This window comes from uncultured Psychroserpens sp. (genome assembly GCF_947494225.1).
Taxonomy (GTDB): Bacteria; Bacteroidota; Bacteroidia; order Flavobacteriales; family Flavobacteriaceae; genus Psychroserpens.
The window spans coordinates 335,330-355,139 of record NZ_CANLUG010000004.1; the positions used below are offsets into that span (position 1 = coordinate 335,330).

Annotated in this window: 20 protein-coding genes; 12 read left to right on the top strand and 8 right to left on the bottom strand. The window is 33.5% G+C overall.

Annotated elements, in window-relative coordinates; translation table 11 throughout:
* Nucleotides 1–118 precede the first annotated feature (118 nt).
* The 4 genes from tig to Q0893_RS11950 form a co-directional block, all read right to left on the bottom strand.
* Entirely contained in the window at nucleotides 119–1,441 is a 1,323-nt protein-coding gene (tig, locus tag Q0893_RS11935) for a trigger factor (RefSeq protein ID WP_298902264.1), read from the bottom strand.
* Between the two features lie 109 nt (nucleotides 1,442–1,550).
* Nucleotides 1,551–1,898 (bottom strand): phage holin family protein, encoded by a 348-nt coding sequence (locus Q0893_RS11940; RefSeq protein ID WP_299275835.1) that lies wholly within the window; start codon nucleotides 1,896–1,898, stop codon nucleotides 1,551–1,553.
* A gap of 18 nt (nucleotides 1,899–1,916) precedes the next feature.
* Nucleotides 1,917–2,684: an alpha/beta fold hydrolase gene (locus Q0893_RS11945; protein WP_299275838.1), complete on the bottom strand. Its 768-nt coding sequence runs from the start codon at nucleotides 2,682–2,684 to the stop codon at nucleotides 1,917–1,919.
* Entirely contained in the window at nucleotides 2,681–3,394 is a 714-nt protein-coding gene (locus Q0893_RS11950; RefSeq protein ID WP_299275841.1) for a pyridoxine 5'-phosphate synthase, read from the bottom strand. Before Q0893_RS11950 ends, Q0893_RS11945 begins: the two co-directional genes overlap by 4 nt.
* 89 nt (nucleotides 3,395–3,483) lie before the next feature.
* Between Q0893_RS11950 and Q0893_RS11955 the strand changes: the two genes are divergently transcribed.
* From Q0893_RS11955 to Q0893_RS11995, 9 genes are all read left to right on the top strand, one after another.
* Entirely contained in the window at nucleotides 3,484–4,140 is a 657-nt protein-coding gene (locus Q0893_RS11955; RefSeq protein WP_298902259.1) for a CBS domain-containing protein, read from the top strand.
* Nucleotides 4,141–4,142: 2 nt separating this feature from the next.
* Complete coding sequence (locus tag Q0893_RS11960) at nucleotides 4,143–5,018, top strand: NAD kinase (RefSeq protein WP_299275845.1); 876 nt, start codon at nucleotides 4,143–4,145, stop codon at nucleotides 5,016–5,018.
* A 122-nt stretch (nucleotides 5,019–5,140) separates the two neighbouring features.
* Nucleotides 5,141–5,806 (top strand): DUF6089 family protein, encoded by a 666-nt coding sequence (locus Q0893_RS11965; protein ID WP_366915884.1) that lies wholly within the window; start codon nucleotides 5,141–5,143, stop codon nucleotides 5,804–5,806.
* Nucleotides 5,807–6,547: an isoprenyl transferase gene (locus Q0893_RS11970; protein ID WP_298902257.1), complete on the top strand. Its 741-nt coding sequence runs from the start codon at nucleotides 5,807–5,809 to the stop codon at nucleotides 6,545–6,547.
* Nucleotides 6,548–6,557: 10 nt separating this feature from the next.
* Nucleotides 6,558–9,107: a POTRA domain-containing protein gene (locus tag Q0893_RS11975; RefSeq protein ID WP_298902256.1), complete on the top strand. Its 2,550-nt coding sequence runs from the start codon at nucleotides 6,558–6,560 to the stop codon at nucleotides 9,105–9,107.
* A gap of 166 nt (nucleotides 9,108–9,273) precedes the next feature.
* Complete coding sequence (locus tag Q0893_RS11980; RefSeq protein ID WP_298902255.1) at nucleotides 9,274–10,317, top strand: OmpH family outer membrane protein; 1,044 nt, start codon at nucleotides 9,274–9,276, stop codon at nucleotides 10,315–10,317.
* A 32-nt stretch (nucleotides 10,318–10,349) separates the two neighbouring features.
* A complete protein-coding gene (locus Q0893_RS11985) occupies nucleotides 10,350–10,859 on the top strand; it encodes an OmpH family outer membrane protein (protein WP_298902254.1) in 510 nt (169 codons plus the stop codon).
* A 67-nt stretch (nucleotides 10,860–10,926) separates the two neighbouring features.
* Nucleotides 10,927–11,706, top strand: a complete 780-nt coding sequence (gene murI / locus Q0893_RS11990) for a glutamate racemase (protein ID WP_299275852.1) — start codon at nucleotides 10,927–10,929, stop codon at nucleotides 11,704–11,706.
* 12 nt (nucleotides 11,707–11,718) lie between these two features.
* Nucleotides 11,719–12,066, top strand: coding sequence for a GTPase (locus Q0893_RS11995; protein WP_299275855.1), 348 nt, complete (start codon nucleotides 11,719–11,721; stop codon nucleotides 12,064–12,066).
* Here the strand turns inward: Q0893_RS11995 and Q0893_RS12000 are convergent.
* The 3 genes from Q0893_RS12000 to Q0893_RS12010 all read right to left on the bottom strand — a co-directional run bounded on the left by Q0893_RS12000 (nucleotide 12,056) and on the right by Q0893_RS12010 (nucleotide 15,556).
* Nucleotides 12,056–12,571, bottom strand: a complete 516-nt coding sequence (locus Q0893_RS12000; RefSeq protein ID WP_299275858.1) for a gamma carbonic anhydrase family protein — start codon at nucleotides 12,569–12,571, stop codon at nucleotides 12,056–12,058. The two genes, Q0893_RS11995 and Q0893_RS12000, sit on opposite strands and share 11 nt — an antisense overlap.
* A 64-nt stretch (nucleotides 12,572–12,635) precedes the next feature.
* Nucleotides 12,636–13,370: a LytTR family DNA-binding domain-containing protein gene (locus Q0893_RS12005; RefSeq protein ID WP_298902247.1), complete on the bottom strand. Its 735-nt coding sequence runs from the start codon at nucleotides 13,368–13,370 to the stop codon at nucleotides 12,636–12,638.
* Between the two features lie 2 nt (nucleotides 13,371–13,372).
* Nucleotides 13,373–15,556: a histidine kinase gene (locus tag Q0893_RS12010; RefSeq protein ID WP_299275862.1), complete on the bottom strand. Its 2,184-nt coding sequence runs from the start codon at nucleotides 15,554–15,556 to the stop codon at nucleotides 13,373–13,375.
* A gap of 213 nt (nucleotides 15,557–15,769) precedes the next feature.
* On the opposite strand from Q0893_RS12010, the gene Q0893_RS12015 reads away from it, so the two are divergent.
* The 3 genes from Q0893_RS12015 to Q0893_RS12025 are packed head-to-tail and all read left to right on the top strand — an operon-like array spanning nucleotide 15,770 to nucleotide 18,544.
* The gene (locus Q0893_RS12015; RefSeq protein ID WP_298902244.1) at nucleotides 15,770–16,786 is read left to right on the top strand and encodes an SIMPL domain-containing protein; all 1,017 of its coding nucleotides are present in this window, start codon (nucleotides 15,770–15,772) and stop codon (nucleotides 16,784–16,786) included.
* A gap of 11 nt (nucleotides 16,787–16,797) precedes the next feature.
* Nucleotides 16,798–17,373 carry a rhodanese-like domain-containing protein gene (locus tag Q0893_RS12020; protein WP_299275866.1) on the top strand — a complete coding sequence of 192 codons (576 nt, stop codon included), beginning with the start codon at nucleotides 16,798–16,800 and terminating at the stop codon, nucleotides 17,371–17,373.
* Between the two features lie 19 nt (nucleotides 17,374–17,392).
* Nucleotides 17,393–18,544, top strand: a complete 1,152-nt coding sequence (locus Q0893_RS12025; RefSeq protein WP_299275869.1) for a VWA domain-containing protein — start codon at nucleotides 17,393–17,395, stop codon at nucleotides 18,542–18,544.
* Nucleotides 18,545–18,718: 174 nt separating this feature from the next.
* Here Q0893_RS12025 and Q0893_RS12030 read toward each other — a convergent pair whose 3' ends face one another.
* On the bottom strand, nucleotides 18,719–19,726 hold the full coding sequence (locus tag Q0893_RS12030; protein WP_298902241.1) for a type IX secretion system membrane protein PorP/SprF: 1,008 nt from the start codon (nucleotides 19,724–19,726) through the stop codon (nucleotides 18,719–18,721).
* Between the last annotated feature and the right edge of the window lie 84 nt (nucleotides 19,727–19,810).

The window sequence follows — 19,810 nt, forward strand, 5'->3', positions numbered from 1 at the left end:
GCTCAAAGATACTAATTTATAATATTATTTCTCCCATTTAAAAAAATAGTGCCAGTCAATACTCAAATATCGAATTTCAGCTTACCTACTTCCTTTTGGCAGAATACCCATTATGGGTTTAGCTGTAAAACTCTTTTACAAAATCGTCGTAAGTTATCTCTTTTGTCTTAAGATTAGCTTCGGCTTTGTATAGGTTTAACAGTTTTGTACTCATCAATTGATCTGACAAACGTTTTACCTCATCTTTATTAGATAAGATTCTTGCTGCAATACCTTCTAACTCTTCATCACTAGAACCTGTTTGACCAAATTGTGCCATTTGCGCTTTAATCATCTCTTTAGCGTGATCCTTTAAATCATCAAATGATACTTGAAGGTCATGCTTTTCAATTAACTTACCTTCAATTAATTGATAGCGCATGCTCTTTTCAGATTTTTCGTATTCCTCTTTAGCCTGCTCTGCATCCATCACTTCTTCACCTGCAGTTTGCATCCATTTTTGTAAAAACTCAGCTGGTAAATCAAATTTTGTATTGTCTACCAAATACTCAGTAACATCATTTAATAGCTTTTGATCACCTTGCTGTGCAAATTGCTTTTCAGAATCTTCTTTAATTTTAGCCTTCAATTCTGTTACAGAAGTTACAGCTTTTGGCCCAAATAACTTATCAAATAACTCTTGATCTAAATCTGCTAATTCTCTAGAATTAATCTCATTAATTGTAAATGAAACCTCAATCTCTAAACCGTGAGCATCATCATGAGACACCTTTAAGAAGGTCATTAAATCATGATCATCGTTAAATAAACCTTTAGTTTTTAATGTAATCACATCACCAACTTTAGCACCAATAAATTTCTTTGCAGTTGCTTTTCCTTTAAACTTATCTAAAGTAATCATTGTTGAGTTATTGATTTCTTTCTCTTCGTTAACAAAAACACCTGTGATTTCAGAATCTTTTGCTACTTCAGTTTCAGAAACAATTTTACCATATTGTTTTCTAATATGTTCAACTTGATTATCTAACATTTTATCATCAGCAACGATGTTATAATGTGTAATTGCTTTTTTACCTTTTAAGTTAACATCAAACTCAGGCGCTAATCCCAATTCAAACTCGAAGCTAAAGGCATCTGCATCCCAATCTAAATCATCTTGAGGTTTTGGTAATGGATTACCTAAAACGTCTAATTTTTCTTCGGTTAAGTATTTACCCAAAGCATCTTGCAAAAGCTTATTTACCTCATCAACTAAAACAGCCTTACCATATTGCTTTTTTACTAAGCCCATTGGTACATGACCTTTTCTAAAACCAGGTATATTAGCCGATTTACGGTAATCGCTTAATATTTTTTCTACTTTATCGCTGTAATCTTCTTTAGCGATATCTACTTTTACCACTGCATTTAATGCATCGATGTTTTCTCTTGTAATATTCATTGTATCTACTATAAACCCAAAATGGGAATTAACTTTTTGTACTAAAAAGGGCTGCAAAAATACGACTTTTTTTGCAACCCAACAATAGTTTAATTAACTGATTTTGTGACTACTTTTTCTTCTCTTTTAAAAACGAGTAAGCAATAGATTGTGAGATAGATAACAGAATACTAAAGAGTAAAGCTGTCCAAAAGCCATTCACACCAAAACCATCTATAAATTTATCTGCTAATAATATGATACAAGCGTTGATTACAAATAAAAATAGGCCTAAGGTAACGATAGTAATAGGCAAGGTTAAAATAATGAGTATTGGTTTTACAATAGCATTTAACAACGCTAAAACAACAGCTACAATTATAGCCGATTGATAACCATCAAGTCCTACGCCTGGTAAAAAATGGGCTAACAACATCACAATACCTGCGGTGAGTAATATTCTAATTATAAGATTCATAAGCTCTATGTTTTGTTGTTATGAAGTTACAAAATTTATAACTGCATCGTAAAAATCGGCTGGATTTTCGGCATGCAACCAATGACCAGCATTACTAATGGTTTCTATTTTTGCAAGTGGAAAGTGTTGCTTAATCAATGCTTCATCGCTTGGCATCACATATTCGCTTTTGTCTCCTCTTAGGAATAGGGTTAGTTTTTCAAATTTGTTATGCATAGGTAGTGCTTCTCCAACTTCGGATACGTTGGCTTTTAAAACATCTAAATTAATTCGGAGTCCGAGCTGTCCCTTTTCAACCCAATATAAATTTTTAAGCAAGAACATACGTGTTCCAACTTCGGAAACATACTGCGATAAGAAAGTGTCTGCCGCTCCCCTAGTTTTTATATGGTCAAAATCTAAGGCACTGAGCCCTTCTAAAATAGCATCATGATGTATGGGATAAAAACGCGGACTTATATCTGCTACGATCAATTTTGATATGAGTTCAGGATATTCAGTCGCGAAGAGCATGGCCGTTTTCCCCCCCATTGAATGCCCCAACAAAATACTATCTTCTAATTGATGTTCATCACAATATTGTTTTAAGTCTTGAGCTAGCACGTCGTAACTAAATTCGTTATCATGAAAACTGCGCCCATGATTACGCTGGTCTACCAAATGTATTTCAAAGCCTGCATCTGCAAACTTATTCCCGAGTGTTTTCCAGTTATCGGACATACCTAGAAATCCGTGGAGGACAATAAAAGGTTGCCCTTGTCCTATAATTTTTGAGTGTAGCATCATTGTAATCGTTGTAAATACATCTGTACGACATTTTCAACACCTAAGTATAAACTTTCAGATACTAGAGCGTGTCCGATGGACACTTCTAATAAACCAGGAATATTCTGTTTAAAAAACTTGATATTCTCTAAAGACAAATCGTGTCCTGCGTTAACACCTAATCCAATTTCATTAGATAACTCGGCCGCTTTTGTAAAAGGCTCAATTGCTTCTTTATGGCCTAATCCATATTGATGTGCGAAAGTTTCGGTATATAATTCTATACGATCTGTCCCTGTTGCTTTAGCACCTTCTACCATCTCTAAAATAGGATCTACAAAGATGGAGGTTCGAATAGCATTCGATTTAAATTCGGAAATCACTTCAGTTAAAAAATCTTTGTGTTTTATCGTATCCCATCCAGCATTAGATGTCAAGGCATCAACAGCGTCTGGCACCAAAGTAACCTGGGTTGGTTTTACCTCTAGTACTAAATCCACAAATGATTTTATTGGGTTTCCTTCAACATTAAATTCGGTATAAACTTCTGATTTTAAGTCTCGTGTGTCTTGGTATTTTATATGGCGTTCATCTGGTCTTGGATGAACCGTAACACCTTCGGCTCCAAATCGCTGTACATCTTTTGCAAACTGAACAACGTTTGGTGTGTTACCGCCTCTCGAATTTCTTAAGGTTGCTATCTTATTGATATTTACGCTTAACTTGGTCATAACTTTATAATTTGATTACAAAAATACAAAGTCCTTCAACCTTAATTGTGGTTATTTTTAATTAATTTTGAATAGAATTTAACAAGATTATGCCTTTACGAGAATACATTATTAACGATATAAAACCACTCAATATAAATGATAAGGTAAGTGATGTTCAGCTTATATTTAATGAATTGACCTATTCACATATTCCTGTTGAAAATGAAGGCACTTATCAAGGCTGCATTTCTGAAACAGATGCACATTGTTTTGAATCTCAAAAAACTATAGCCAATTGCAACTACGCCCTAGATGGTTTTTACGTAAGAGCAGACACTAATTGGCTTGACGTACTTGAGACTTTTGCTCAAAACTCATGTAATATCATGCCTGTACTTGATAAGCATAATAATTACTTAGGCTATTATGAACTAGGTGATATTATTGGTTTATTTAATGAAACACCATTTTTTGCAGAACCTGGTGGCATTCTTATTGTAGAAAAGGGGATTCAAGATTATTCCTTTAGTGAAATTAGCCAAATTGTGGAATCTAATGATGCCAAAATACTTGGTGCCTTTGTGTCTAAGATGGAAAGTGACGTGATTCAAATTACGTTAAAAATTGGAAACTCTGGACTTAATGATGTGATTCAAACCTTTAGACGCTATAGCTATAATATAATTTCTGGTCATGAGGAAGACACTTACGTTGAGAATCTCAAAGAACGCTCAGAATATCTTAAGAAATACTTAGACATTTAATGATGAAGGTAGCCGTTTATAGTCAGTATTATCCAGAAAAATCTTTAAAGTCATTTGAAGACCTTATCAAGGTGCTTTTAGATAATAATGTACAAGTGCACGTAGAAGACACTTTCTATAATGCTTCGAAAGACTTGGTTGATATGAACTCAACTGTTCAAAAATTCTCGACACTAGATGAGAGTTACGACCTATTAATAAGTGTAGGTGGTGATGGTACCATTTTAAGAGCAATTACCTTTGTAAGAGACTTTTCTATTCCTATTGTAGGCATAAATACAGGACGATTAGGATTTTTAGCTACCATTCAAACCGATGAAATTAAAGTCGCTATTGAGCATATTCTCAATGGGAATTACAAAATTTCAGAACGCACCTTACTTAGTGTTGAGACCAATTCTGAAAATGAAACCTTAAAAGACACTAACTTTGCGCTTAATGAAATTGCTGTAAGTCGAAAAAACACAACCTCTATGATTATCGTAGAAACCCATTTAAATGAAGAATACCTTACTTCATATTGGGCAGATGGACTTATTGCAGCAACACCAACAGGCTCAACAGGCTATTCTTTAAGTTGTGGCGGTCCTGTGATAACACCAGAAGCTAACAGCCTAGTGTTAACGCCTATTGCACCTCATAATTTAAACGCAAGACCTTTAGTCATTCCTGATGACACAACTATACAACTAAAAGTAGATGGTAGAGAAGACCAACATTTGATGTCTTTGGATTCTAGAATCATCACACTATCTAATGCTACCCTTATCACTATCAAAAAAGCCAACTTTAAAGTTAAAATGGTAGAGCTCTTAGACGAAAGCTTTATTGATACACTCAGAAAGAAAATGCTCTGGGGAGAAGACAAACGTAATTAAACAATAAAACCTTATAAAATCTGTTTTCTGTAAGACTATTTGCCACAAATTACCATAGGCAATTCATATTTATTATATTTGCAAACTTTTAAAAATTTATGAGGTATTTAATCTTATTTTTATTGAGTATATGTTTCGTGCAAAAAAGCCACTCTCAAATCTATGAAGTTGGTGTGTTTGCTGGTGGAAGCAATTTTATAGGTGATGTAGGACGAACCAACTACGTTAACCCAAATACAGCTGCTCTTGGTTTACTTTTGAAATGGAACAGAAGCCCAAGACATTCTTGGAGAGTCTCAATTATATATTCTGATTTAAAAGGTTATGACCAAAAATCGGATGACCCAAGACGTATAGAACGCGATTATACATTTGACAGTAACCTTTTAGAAATCTCGGCAGGTATGGAATTTACCTTTTGGGATTTTGATTTACACCAAGGCGATTTAAAAATAACACCATATTTATATTCTGGTATCTCAACAGCGAAACATCCTAATTATTTTTTCAACGCTTCTGGCCAATATACCTCAGAAGGTACGGATAGTTGGGCTTTTGGAATTCCAATGGTACTTGGTATTAAAAGTAATATCACGAACCATTTAATTTTAGGTTTTGAAGTGGGCGCCCGATATACGTTTTCGGACGAATTGGATGGTAGTGTTCCAGACGCAAAAGAATTAGAAGTATTTTCTTTTGGTAATACAAACAGTAACGATTGGTATGTTTTTACCGGTTTTACACTAACTTATACATTTGGTCAAAGACCATGCTATTGTAATTTTTAAATGAATTTGAAAGATCAAATATTAACCGAAAAACTTCCACATCACGTTGCCATAATTATGGACGGAAATGGGCGTTGGGCAAAACAGCAAGGTTTGCTTAGGGTAATAGGTCATGAAAACGGAACAAAATCTGTAAGAGATGTTGTAGAAGCAAGTGCCGAAATAGGAATAAAAAACTTAACCCTTTATGCGTTTTCTACTGAAAACTGGAAACGCCCTAAACTAGAAGTTCAAACATTAATGAAACTTCTGGTTAAATCGTTGAAAAAGGAAATTAAAACGCTTCAAGACAATAACATCCGCTTATTAGCTATTGGAAATCTTAAAGATTTACCAAAAAAAGCTCATCAAGAGTTGTTAGAAGTTATAGATAAAACCAAAAACAATACACATATGACATTGACTTTAGCCCTTAGTTATGGGGCTAGAGAAGAGATTGTTAAGGTTATAAAGGAATTAACGGATAAAGTTAAAAATAATATAATTTCTGTTGAAAGTATTGATGAATCAATTATAAATAAGCATCTTTACACGCATAATTTACCAGATGTTGACTTATTAATAAGAACGAGTGGTGAACAAAGGATAAGCAACTTTTTGCTTTGGCAAATTGCTTATGCCGAATTATATTTTACAGACATTCTTTGGCCTGATTTTAAAAAGAAGGACCTTTATGAAGCTTTGATAAATTATCAAAATAGAGAACGACGATTTGGAAAAACAAGTGAACAACTTAGCTAATTACTTACTTTTGAAAACATATATTAAGCCACTACTCCTAGCATTTATTTTTATTACTTCTAATATAGTAGTTGCGCAACAATCAGATTTTAACCAAGGTAAAAAGTACATTTTAGAAGAAGTGACTGTAACTGGTAATACAAGTTACAACCCTGGAACCATTGTGTCTTTCTCAAGACTAAAAATTGGCGAAGAAATTGTCATTCCTGGAGAACAAATTAGTATTGCCATTAAAAAGTTATGGAATTCTAATCTCTTTAGTAGTATAGATATTTATTTAACCAGAACCGAAGGTAATAAAGCTTATTTAGAAATAAATCTTGAAGACCTTCCTCAATTAAATAATATTGATATTCAAGGTGTTAAAAAAAGTAAAGTAGAAGAACTTAAAAAAGAAAATAACCTTGCTAAAGGTGTTTCTAAAGTTACCGAAAACTTAATTACTACAACACGAAATTACATTACCAATAAATATAAGAAAAAAGGGTTTTTAAATACCAAGGTAACGGTTAACACTAAAGAAGTTGATAACGATTCTATTGACAAAAGTCAGGTGGACATGCTCATTTTTATTGATAAAGGTGAAAAAGTAAAAATTAATAAGATCATTTTTAATGGCAACGATAAAGTTTCAGATAAGAAACTTAGAAAAGCCATGAAAAACACGAAACAAAAAAATCCGATACGTATTTTAAAACGTTCGAAATTTATCAAAGATGACTTTGAAGAAGATCTCGTAACTCTTATTGATGCTTATAAAGAAAGAGGATATAGAGATGCAAGAGTCATTTCAGATTCTATTGTTTATAAAGATGATAAGACCATTACGCTCTATATCAATGTTGAAGAAGGAGAACAGTATAAATTTGGGGAAATTAAGTTTGTTGGAAACACTGTTTTTTCAGATAAATACTTAGAAAACTATCTTAAAATTAAAGAAGGGTCTACTTATAATGGTGTTGAATTACGTAAGCGTATTGCAGACAATAGTAAGCCAGATGCCCTAGACTTAACCAATCTTTATCAAGATAGCGGTTATTTATTCTCTACTATAAACCCAGTAGAAACTAGTGCAGAAGGTAATGTAATAGACATGGAAATTAGAATTTCCGAAGGTAAGCCAGCCTATTTTAATAACGTAACAGTTACTGGAAATGATAAAACAAATGACCACGTTATTTATAGAGAGCTAAGAACTAAACCAGGTCAACTATATCGTAAGAGTAATGTTATTAGAACGATTAGAGAACTTGGGCAATTAGGATTCTTTGATGCGCAACAGTTAACACCAAACATGAAAAACTTCAATACACAGGATGGTACTGTTGATATTGAATATCAGGTTGTGGAAAGAGGGTCTAGTCAAATTGAACTCCAAGGTGGTTATGGAGGTGGTGGCTTTATAGGTACTTTAGGATTGTCATTTAATAACTTTGCTATTAAAGATATCTTCAATAAAGAAGCCTACAAGCCAATTCCGTCTGGAGATGGTCAAAGTTTAGCCTTGCGTTTACAGGCATCACAATTTTTTCAAACTTATAGTTTCTCATTTTCAGAACCTTGGTTAGGAGGTAAACGTCCAGTACAATTATCGACATCTATTTCTCATACGAGACAATTTTTATTTGATCCAATTTCAAGACGAGCAGATAAAGACAGACGTTTTAATATTACAGGTATTACCGTTGGATTGGCAAAACGTTTAAAAGTGCCAGATGATTTCTTTCAATTGTCTCAGGCCATAAGTTTTCAGCATTATAACTTAAAAAACTACAATACAGGGTTATTTACTTTTGGTGATGGATACTCAAACAACTTATCGTATACTATTGGTTTAACTCGAAACAACACACGTACAGACCCTATATATCCAACAGGTGGTTCTAATTTTTCTATTAGTGCAAAGTTATCTCTACCATATTCGTTATTTAACGATGTGGATTATGAGGCACTAAAAGACGAACGTGCATTACTTGATCCAACAGATGCAGATGATGTTCAAAGAATTGGTGAAATCGATCAAGAACGTTTTAATTGGTTAGAATTCTATAAAGTTAAATTTAAAGGAGATTGGTATACACGACTTGTTGATAAATTAGTATTTAAATCTAGTGTGGAGTTTGGTTTTCTTGGAGCTTATAACCAAGATAGAGGTGTTATTCCTTTTGAACGTTTCTTCTTAGGAGGAGATGGTCTAGGTAATTTTGCCTTAGATGGAAGAGAGGTTATCCAACTTCGAGGCTATCCAAACCAATCATTATCATCTCAAGATGGTGGTTCTATTTATAACAAGTTTTCTCTCGAATTACGTTATCCTATTACATTAGGAGCTCAAGCAAAAATCTATGCGTTGACCTTCTTAGAAGCAGGAGCATCGTTTGATAACTTTAGAGATTACAATCCGTTTAACGTTAATCGTTCTGCTGGAGCAGGTATTAGAATATTCATGCCAGCATTTGGATTATTAGGTATTGATTTTGGTTATGGGTTTGACGCTCTTCCAGGTCAAACTGTTAGAAATGGATTGGAAACTCACTTCATAATTGGACAACAATTTTAATTTTGGCACGATATTTTCTATTATCAATATGACGATTTAATGAGTGTGTTAAAATTTTTCAGAATATATTTCGTTAATTTGAAAAACCAAACACAATGACAGGATCGTAATTTTAATCTGTCGTTATATAGTTTATAAAAGATATCATAAATCAAAAATAATACAGATGAAAAGTAAAGTTCTTTTTTTAGTGACCGTTTTAAGTCTAATGAGCTTTGTTTCTAATGCACAACGAGGTGTTAGGATAGGTTATATAGATACCGAATATATTTTACAAAATATCCCTGAGTATCAAGAAGCATCCTCTCAACTTGACCAAAAAGTTCAACAGTGGAAAACAGAGATAGAACAACGTCTTACAGTTATTGATTCTAAAAAGAAGCAATTAAACAGTGAAAGTGTTTTATTAACCAAAGAGTTGTATGAAGAACGTCTAGAAGATATTTCTTTTGAAGAAGCTGAAATTTTAGATTATCAACAAAAGCGTTTTGGACCCAATGGAGATTTGATGATTCAAAAACAGCAATTGATTCAGCCAATTCAAGATCAGATATTTGCAGCAGTACAAGAAATTGCTAGTGGCAAGAAATATGATTTCATTTTTGATAAATCTGCAGACGTGGTGATGTTGTTTTCGGCAGAACGATTTGATTTAAGTGAATTAGTTATAAGAAGTATAACACGATCGGCAAAACGAACTCAAGCAAAATCTAGAGCAGATCGTAAAAAAGCTGCAAAAGAAGATGTTGTACCAGTTGTAAATAAGGAAGTTGATGAACGCCAAAAGGCTATTGAAGATAAGAAAACAGCTCGTGAGGCAGAAATTGCTAAACGTCAAGAAGCTCAATTAAAAAGAAGAGATTCGCTTAAAGCTGCTGCTGCCGCAAAACGTCAAAAAATATTAGACGATAGAGCTAAAGCAAAAGCAAAGAGAGATAGTACAAATGCTTCGAAAACGCAAAAAAAGAGTACGACAGAAAAAGGCAAAAATGCAAGAAAAACGGATTCAACAGCAGCAAACGCAGCGTCAGGAACTAAAACACCTGCGCAGTTAGCTGAAGAAAAAAGACAACAAAAAATAAAAGATCGTGAAGCAAGAAAAAAAGCGCTTGAAGACCGAAAAAAGAAAATTTTAGAAGACCGAAAGAAAGCAAAAGAAGAACGCGAAGCTCAGAAAAAAGCAAAAGATTCCGTTCCTGATGATAACTAAAACAATAATTATAACACGTAACAAATTTTAAAATGAAACACTTAAAAACCCTATTATTCGCAGCTATACTATTTGTTGGTACGACAAGTCTTGCAACAGCGCAAAGTAAAGTTGCACATATAAATACAACAGAGTTAGTTCAAGCTATGCCTGAAATGAAAGCGGCTCAAGCAGAAATTGAGAAGTTGTCAAAAACTTATGATGCAGATTACAAAACTTTGGTAACTGAGCTTCAAAATAAAGTAAAGCAATATAGAGCTGAAGTTGATACAAAAACGGAAGAAGAAAACACAAAGCGTGCTCAAGAAGTACAACAAATGGAGCAAAGTATTCGTGAGTTTCAAGCTGGAGCGCAAGAAGATTTATCTAAAAAAGAAGCTGCATTATTGAAGCCTATTTTTGAAAAGGCAAAAGCAGCTATCAATAAAGTAGCAAAAGCACAAGGATTTAATTATGTACTAGATTCAACACAAGGTGGTGGTGTATTAGTGGCTGATGGAAAAGATCTTTTGGCAGACGTAAAGAAAGAATTAGGATTCTAATATAGAAATACTAAATAAATAGACAAGGAAGCCACTTTAAACAAGTGGCTTTTTTATTTTTGTAACTATGAGTAATAAACCTATTGGCATATTTGATTCTGGAGTTGGTGGCACCTCTATCTTTAAAGAGATTCATGCGCTTCTACCAAACGAGGACACCATTTACCTTGCCGATAGTAAAAATGCGCCCTATGGAGGAAAAAGTAAATCTGAAATCTTAGATTTAAGTATTAAAAACACAGAACTTCTATTAGAAAAAAACTGTAAACTTATTGTGGTTGCTTGTAACACTGCAACTACAAATGCCATAAAAATGTTAAGAACTACTTACAAAGTGCCTTTTATAGGCATTGAACCTGCTATTAAGCCAGCCGCTTTACATACCAAAACAAAGGCAATTGGTATACTAGCAACAAAAGGTACACTTGGTAGTGAGTTGTTTCATAGAACAACAGATTTATATAGTAACGGCATAAAGGTGGTTGAACAAATTGGTGAAGGCATTGTTCCTTTGATTGAAGCAGGCCTAATTAATAGCAACGACATGAAATTGCTTTTGCAGACCTATATAGAACCAATGATAAAAGCCAATATAGACTATTTAGTGCTAGGTTGTACACATTATCCTTATTTGATGCCTTTACTTCTAGAACTACTCCCAAAACACGTTAAAATTATTGATTCTGGATTAGCTGTTGCCAAACAAACCAAAGCTGTTTTAGAACATCACGAGCTTTTAAACGATAAGAACACTTCTCCTAAACATCTCTTTTTTTCTAATGGCAATATTAATGTGTTAAACGCTATTCTAAATGACGAGTTTTCGGCGAGTTCTTTAGGTTTTTGATTTATTGCTTATATGACTTTACTTTTTGTTTATAACGCTAATTCGGGAAAACTTAACACGCTATTAGATGCTGGCCATAAGTTGCTGAGCCCAAAAACATATCAATGCAATTTATGCGCATTAACATTTAATACTTTTTCTGAAAATTCTATTTGGACATCTTTTAGAAAGAACAGTAAAATTGCTATGGTATTCTATCATAAAGATGAATTTGAAGCAAAATTCCCTAAGTCAACAATACCGTATCCAGCCATTTTAAAATTAGAGGATAATGCGTTAACAATGCTTTTTGATAACGACCATTTAGAAAACATTTTATCTGTAGAAGATTTAATTACCCAGATTAAGTCTAAGATGTGAACCAACTTGAATATTTCACATAATTATTGGCTATTCTATGGATCTCTCCTGAAATTAATTCTTCGCTAACATCCTTAATCTTCCTGGCAGGAACACCTGCATAAATACTTCCTGATTCAACAATTGTATTTTCAGTAACTACTGCTCCAGCAGCAATAATACTATTACGTTCTACAATACAATTATCCATAATAATACTTCCCATTCCAACTAATACATCGTCCTGTATGGTACAACCATGAACGATAGCGTTATGACCAATAGACACATTGTTCCCAATGGTAGTTGCTGCTTTTTGATAAGTAGCATGAATTATAGCACCATCCTGAACATTAACTTTGTTTCCCATCTTAATAAAATGAACATCGCCCCTTATAACTGCATTAAACCATACACTACATTGATTTCCCATAGTAACATCGCCAACAATGGTAGCATTCTCTGCTACATAGCAGTCACTTGGAATTTGAGGTTCTTTTCCATTTACTGGTTTAATGATTGGCATAGCATAATTTTTATATTAGACGAGGTTTTTGATACTATAAAACGATTATGTTTCTACAAAGTTATCATTTAAAATAAGACAGTAAACCAGATTTTTTAGACGCCGAAACCATAATCTCTTTTCCGTTACTCAATACCACGCTTCCACCTTTTCCTTTAACATATTTGGTTACCTCATTAACATTTACCAAATAACTTTTGTGTACTCTAGCAAAGCCACTTTCGGTAAGTGCATCCTCAAAATACTTTAAAGTTTTGCTTACCAATTTCTTTTTGTTGTTATTAAGGTAAATCTCAGTATAATTATCATCTGCCTTACAATACATAATATCTGATGTTTCTAAAACTTCAAATCCGTCTTGCTGAGGAATTGTAATTTTACCATTGACCTTATGGGTCTTAGGAACCAAAACTTGATCTTGAAGGGCATCTTCCTTTGTTCTTATTTCTGTCACATAATCGACCGCTTTAATCAACTCATCAATGGAAATTGGTTTCATTAAATAGTAGGATGCATGTGCGTTTAACGCATCGATTGCATAATGGTTATATGCGGTTACAAAGACAGTTTCAAAATCGATATCACCAACCTTGTCTAATAAATCGAAAGCATTACCATAAGGCATTTCTACATCAAGGAATACAAGGTCTAATTCTGTGTTTCTAATGAGTACTAAGGCCTCTTCTACATTTGATGCTTCGCCTAAAACCTCTACATTAGGACAGTACTTATTGAGATAATTTTTCAGAATTTTTCTACTTGTTTCTTCGTCTTCAACAATTATGGATCTTAATTTCATTTTTAGTCTTTTTTTATGGTTACAACGACCTTGGTACCTACATCCTCTGCATCTTGATAATCGTCAATATAAACGTCTACTTTATCTTTGTACATGTCGTTTAGAATGGCAACACGTTTTTTAATATTGCCCATCCCTTTTGATTTTTGTTTTTGTTGATTGGCTGTTTTTAAGTGTTTAGAACGCTCCCTTCCAATACCGTCATCTGCAATTGTTATCGTGATTTCAGTATCATTCTTTTTAGAAATCGTAATATATAAATGGCCTTTTTCAGTTTTGTAACGTAAGCCATGCCATACAGCATTTTCTATATAGGGTTGCAACAACATTGGCGGAATCTGATAAGACTCCACATCAACATTTTCATCTACAGTAATACTATAATCAAACTTATCTTGAAATCTGAAATGTTCTAACTTAGTATATAAATCTAACAGTTCGATTTCTTTTTGCAGCGGGATAAAATCTTCTTCACTGTTTTCGAGCACAGCTCTCATAAGATATGAGAAATCAGATAAGTACTTATTCGCTGTACGCTCATCGTTAATAGTTATGAAACTATTTACCGAATTAAGTGCATTAAAAATAAAATGCGGATTCATTTGACTGCGTAATGATTTTAATGCTAATAGATTATTTGCCAATCGTTGCTGTTTTATGTATTTGTACATAAAGAAAGCCGCAATGAGTAACATAATTAATCCGGCTATTAACGAATAGATAATTAACTGTTGATTTTTACTACGCGCTTGGGCCAAACTTGTTATAAGTTCTTGATTACCCGTTAAACTATTGATTCTGTTTTGTAGAGAATTAATGTTACGTCTAAAGCGATCAGATTGCGATAGTTCCTGTTCACGTTTTATATATAATTCATCTACAACAAGTTTATACGCTTCAAAGGTCTCTTTTCCCATTTCAAAATTTCCGGCGTCAACATGCACATCAGAGAGCTTTTTTGTCGCATCTTTTTTTACTATCAAATCCCCTTTAGCATCCGCTTCTTCAATACTTTTTTCAAGATAAGGTATGGCATTTTCATAATCTTTCTGTAGAAAGTATGCATTCCCTATTTTATAATTTTGCTTTTGTGGTGTTAAGGCACTTTCATTAGCAATAATGGAGTCTCTTTGAACATCTTCTACATCTTCAACAATCTCCTTTCTCAGCTGTATTTCTGCAGAGTAGTTTCTATTAGTATTTTGAAAATCTGCAACCGTAACCTTTTCTTCTAAAGCACGTTTTTTTGTTTCTTTTTCAGCAAGGTTAAGAGAGTTTCCAAAAAACTGCTCGGCTTTATCCACTCGACCAGCACTATTATAAGACTGAGCAATTTTGGAGTTAAGATCTACAATTTTTGGTTTTATAAGATGTTTATTGGCTATTTCTAAGCCTTTTTCATAGGCATCAATAGACGCTTGAAAATTTTTAATACTAAAATAGGTGTCCCCTAAACCTTCATAAAGCGTAACCAATTGATAATTACTCAACGATTTCTTATGTATAGCTTCATAGGTTTCTAAACTCTCTTGGTAATTTTTATTGCGTTCATATGCTTTTGCTAAACCTAATTTAGCTGCATTAGTTTCTTTATTTTGCAGACTCACCCTGTAATTGGTAACCGCCAAATCATACTGTTCCCAATGCATATAAACTTCGGCAAGTAACAAATAGGCTTCGGCATTCTGAGAGACTGTTGTACTCTGCGACAATGCGTCTCCCACAAATCCAATACTTTTTGCTACATCTAATTTCTTATACTTAGACACAGAATCTATAAACGCATTAAATGCTTTTATATCGACCTTAAATTTTGAACTTGACTTTTGACTGATATCAGCCGGTTCAACCTCTACGGTTATTCTATCATTGTCTTCAATAATATGATAGACCGTTTCAAAATCTTTATGCCTTACGATTAACTCATCTCCTTTTCGAGCTTTAATGGTGAATGCGCCATTGGCATCAGTTCTCGTATAGTCGCCACCATTAACTTCAATATTAACTTTTGAAATAGGTTTATAGGTATCACTCTCCCTTACAGAACCTCTAATAGTAAAGAATGGGTTTTTCTCTTCTTTTAATTTTAAGGCATTTTTTTCTGCCTCATTATTTTGCGCAGATAGAGTTCCAAAAGAGCAAAGTATGAGTAAAACACAGAAGCTATATGTTAATAATGTTTTCATTGTTTAAATAGAATGGAATAAACTTACATACTTTAATTGATTAAATAAAATCGTCATCATGCTCAAAACTTAAAATCACAACCTAAATTGCAAGGCTCACTCAGTTAAGTCTCATTTTCCCTCATCCAGTAACGTAGTTCACTCAATATGATTTTTTATTAAAAAAAGTTGATTCTAGATTTACAGCATTAATCAAAAATCGATAAAAAAGTAATGAAAAATCAAGCCCTTAGCATTGTGCTAATTTTAGTTTGCATGGTAATATCCAATGCACAGCACAAAGGAAATTATGATCAAATATCAAGGCAGAATATTTTACATTCTGGAAATGCTACCATTTATAATCCAACCGTACAGCAACAAATAAACAAAATATTAAACCCGAGTACACACGTATTTATTGATGTAAAAGCCTTACAAAATGTTGAAGCCACAACATACACCGCCATTTTTAATGTCTCACAAATTGGACCGTCAGCAGACAGTACTAATTTGCTTATGAACCAGCGTATTGATAAAATTAAAAACAGTCTAAAAGCCGTAGGAATTTCAGAAGAAAATTTTGCTGTCGATGTGATTTCATTTGTCCCTAATTATGAAATTGAAGTCCAAAAGAAGTTATTCAGTAAAACCTATACTGAGGTTCCTAACGGATTTGAACTTCAACAGAATTTACATATTCAGTTTACAAAAACCAACCAGTTCGAAACCATACTAACAGCTTGTGCTAAAAGTGAAATTTACAATTTAGTTAAAGTCGATTACTACATCGAGAATATTGCTGAAGTTTATAAAAACCTTCAAACAAAACTTTTAAAACTCATTGAAGAGAAGAAAGCCTATTATAAAGTTTTGGGCTTCGACTTAACCGAATATAATGTTGCTATAGCTGACGATCAGTACTGTTATTTTCCAAAAGATTTCTATCAAAGTTACCAAGCCTTTAATAGTGTTTCCTTTGAAGCCATTAAAAAGAAAAAAGGCGTAACTACAGCAAAAAAGCAGACCTCGTACTATTACCAACCCTTGTCTTATGAGAACTATGATGTCGTCATTAATCCATCTATTTTAGAACCTGTTGTTCAAATAGGAATGAATATTCGATTACAGTATACACCTAAACCTAAAGAAGCAAAACCTAAGCCTGTAGTTAAGACCGAAATTAAACATAAATACTATGTCGTTTCTCCAAACGGTACATTAGATATAAAAGCACTACAAACCAATTAATCAATAATATTATGAAAACAACATTCATATTTACATGCATCGCCTTATTGATATGCATTCCAGCAGACACTAAATTACCAGATTTCAGAAAGTCAAAAGTGAGTTATTCAGATTTTGAAACCTTGGTTAGACAGGTAAAAAAACATCGAAAAAAAAGATTGATTGATTTTAACGAATTCTTGGCTAAAAGCAAAGAAGAGAACACCATCATATTAGACACACGTTCCAAAGACATGTATGACAAAAAACACATTAAAGGGGCTATTCATTTAAACTTTTCAGATTTCACACAAGAAAACCTTGCTAAGATTATTCCTAACTGGAACACGAAAATTTTAATCTATTGTAATAACAATTTTGAAGGAGATCGTATACATTTCGCCAGTAAAGTAGCACTTCCAAAACTCAGTTTAAAATTAAAAGAAAAAGAAGAAGCAAGAGCACTCACACTAGCGCTCAATATTCCAACTTATATTAATCTCTATGGCTATGGATATGAGAATGTCTATGAGTTATCAGAACTCATATATCCATTAGATGATCGTATAACCTATGAAGGTTTGGCCGTACCAAAAGAGGACAAATAATTATTTAAAAAAAGAACATATGAAAACACTAATTAAGACACTCGTACTCTCATTATGTATTATAAATTTTACATCATGTAATGCGAACGAAAAAAAAGATACAGCATTGGTTTTGGCCAAAACGGAAAGACATAATCCCAATAAACAATTTATAAAAGTGGCTTTGCTCCTCGATACGAGTAATAGTATGGACGGACTTATAGATCAAGCAAAAGCACAGCTTTGGGATATTGTAAATGAACTTTCTTATGCCAAGTGTGGTGAAGATAAACCCAAATTACAAATTGCTTTATATGAGTACGGCAATGATAATTTAAATGGTGATGAAGGGTTTATTAGGCAAGTTTTGGCCTTTAGCAATGATCTAGATGAAATCTCAAAACAACTCTTTTCACTAACAACAAATGGCGGAAACGAATATTGTGGTCATGTTATTCAAACCTCATTAAACCAGTTAAAATGGGGCGAAAACGAAGATGACTTAAAACTCATTTTTATTGCTGGAAACGAGCCCTTTTCTCAGGGTAAAATAAGTTACCAAGACGCCGCTAAACAAGCACACAAAAACGGAGTGAGCGTCAATACAATCTTCTGCGGAGACTACAATCAAGGCATTGCCACCTATTGGAAAGATGGTGCCGATTTATCTCATGGTGATTATATGGCCATCAATCACAATCACGCCACAACCTACGTTGCAACACCTTATGATGACAAGATTCTGAAGCTCAATCAAAAACTAAATGGCACGTACGTTGCTTATGGTCGTATTGGCGAAAAGAAAATGGCGCTTCAAGCAGAGCAGGATTCTAATGCAGAGAGTTACAGTGAGGCAAACGCTGTAAGTAGAACCGTAAGTAAAAGCTCTCACTTATACCAAAACTCAAATTGGGACTTAGTTGATGCCGAAAAAAGAAAGGATTTTAAATTTGAAAATTTAAAAAAAGAAGACCTTCCACAAGAACTCAAGGATAAAAGCATTACCGAAATTAAATTGTATGTTAAAAACAAACGTCAAGAGCGTGAGGTAATTCAACTAGAAATCCAGCAGTTAAATGAGAAGCGTAGATTATATATAAAATCTAAAAACAGTGAAGATAAAAACGGCTTAGAAAACGCCATGATAAAAGCTATAAAAACACAAGCAAAAGAAAAGAAATATACTTGGTAAGGTTTGGGCGTTACCCTCTTTAAATTTACGCTAATTAAAAGAGCGTCGTGCTCTCGGTAGTCGCTTCCAGAGTTATGCTCTGGTGAGCTCCATCAAAACCTCCATCACTAACGCAAAAAAGTCCCGATAGTAACTAACTATCGAGACTTTTTTTGTTATACTTAATTTATGTCTTTAATTAATTGCTGGACAATTACACTCATACTTCTCTCTTCTACAATTGAAGTTGTAACCTAATGTAATTTGGTGAAATCCTCCGTTATTAAATACAACAGAATTTGCTTGATACGAGTAAGTATAAGCAAATACAAAATTGTTATAATCAACACCAACAAAAGGTGTGAAATACTGGAGTTTTTGACTGCTTACTCCTGATCCATCTAAAAATTCAGCACCATCTAAACTCCTGCGATAAGAAATTCCGCCCCAAAGCGTTCCAAAGTCCATATCCTTATAAGCCTTAGCGTTAATATCAATAGATGCTTCTTCTGTAGCATCTCTATACATAAACATTAACGATGGTTCAAAACTCCAATCGCTTCCAAATTTATGAAATGTGTTCCCTGCAGATAACAAATATGTTCTCAGGTTATCATAGCTTAAACCTTGTTCGTTAAAGTTAATTCCATCATTATTTAAAACATTTTTAACTGTTGCATGAGCATAGAAGTCGATTAAGTGATACGAAAACCCAAAATCTACATTAAAGTTAGTTGCACTTTGCTCAACACCTGCTATGATAGGATCAAATCCATCAGCTAAAAATTCTGTTTCATCTAATTTATACTGAATAAATCCAGCACTCAAGCCAAACGACAACATGTTTAAATCAATTTCATTACGAGAAAACATGATATGGTGCGCATAAGTTAGATACGCTCCTGTTTGAGAATGATACCCATTCTTATCATTATACACAATACCACCTATTGCAGATGGAGAATCTCCTAACCTACTATTAACACTTAATGTTTGTAAATTAGGTGCTTCATCTTGCCCAAACCATTGTGCTCGCGCAGTCAATCTTACTTTAGCACAATTTGCCACTCCGGCCATAGATGGATGTATGAGATAATAGTTATCAGTTAAATAATCTGAATAAATGGGTAGTCCTTCTTGCGCTGTTCCAATAAATGAAAACAATGCTAAACTTGCTATTATATAATACTTTTTTAGATTCATATTAATTTTATCTTTTCAGGGTAAAATGGGCTTTAAATTCTTTACGGTCACCTGTATTAGGTTCATTATACTCAACTACAAACC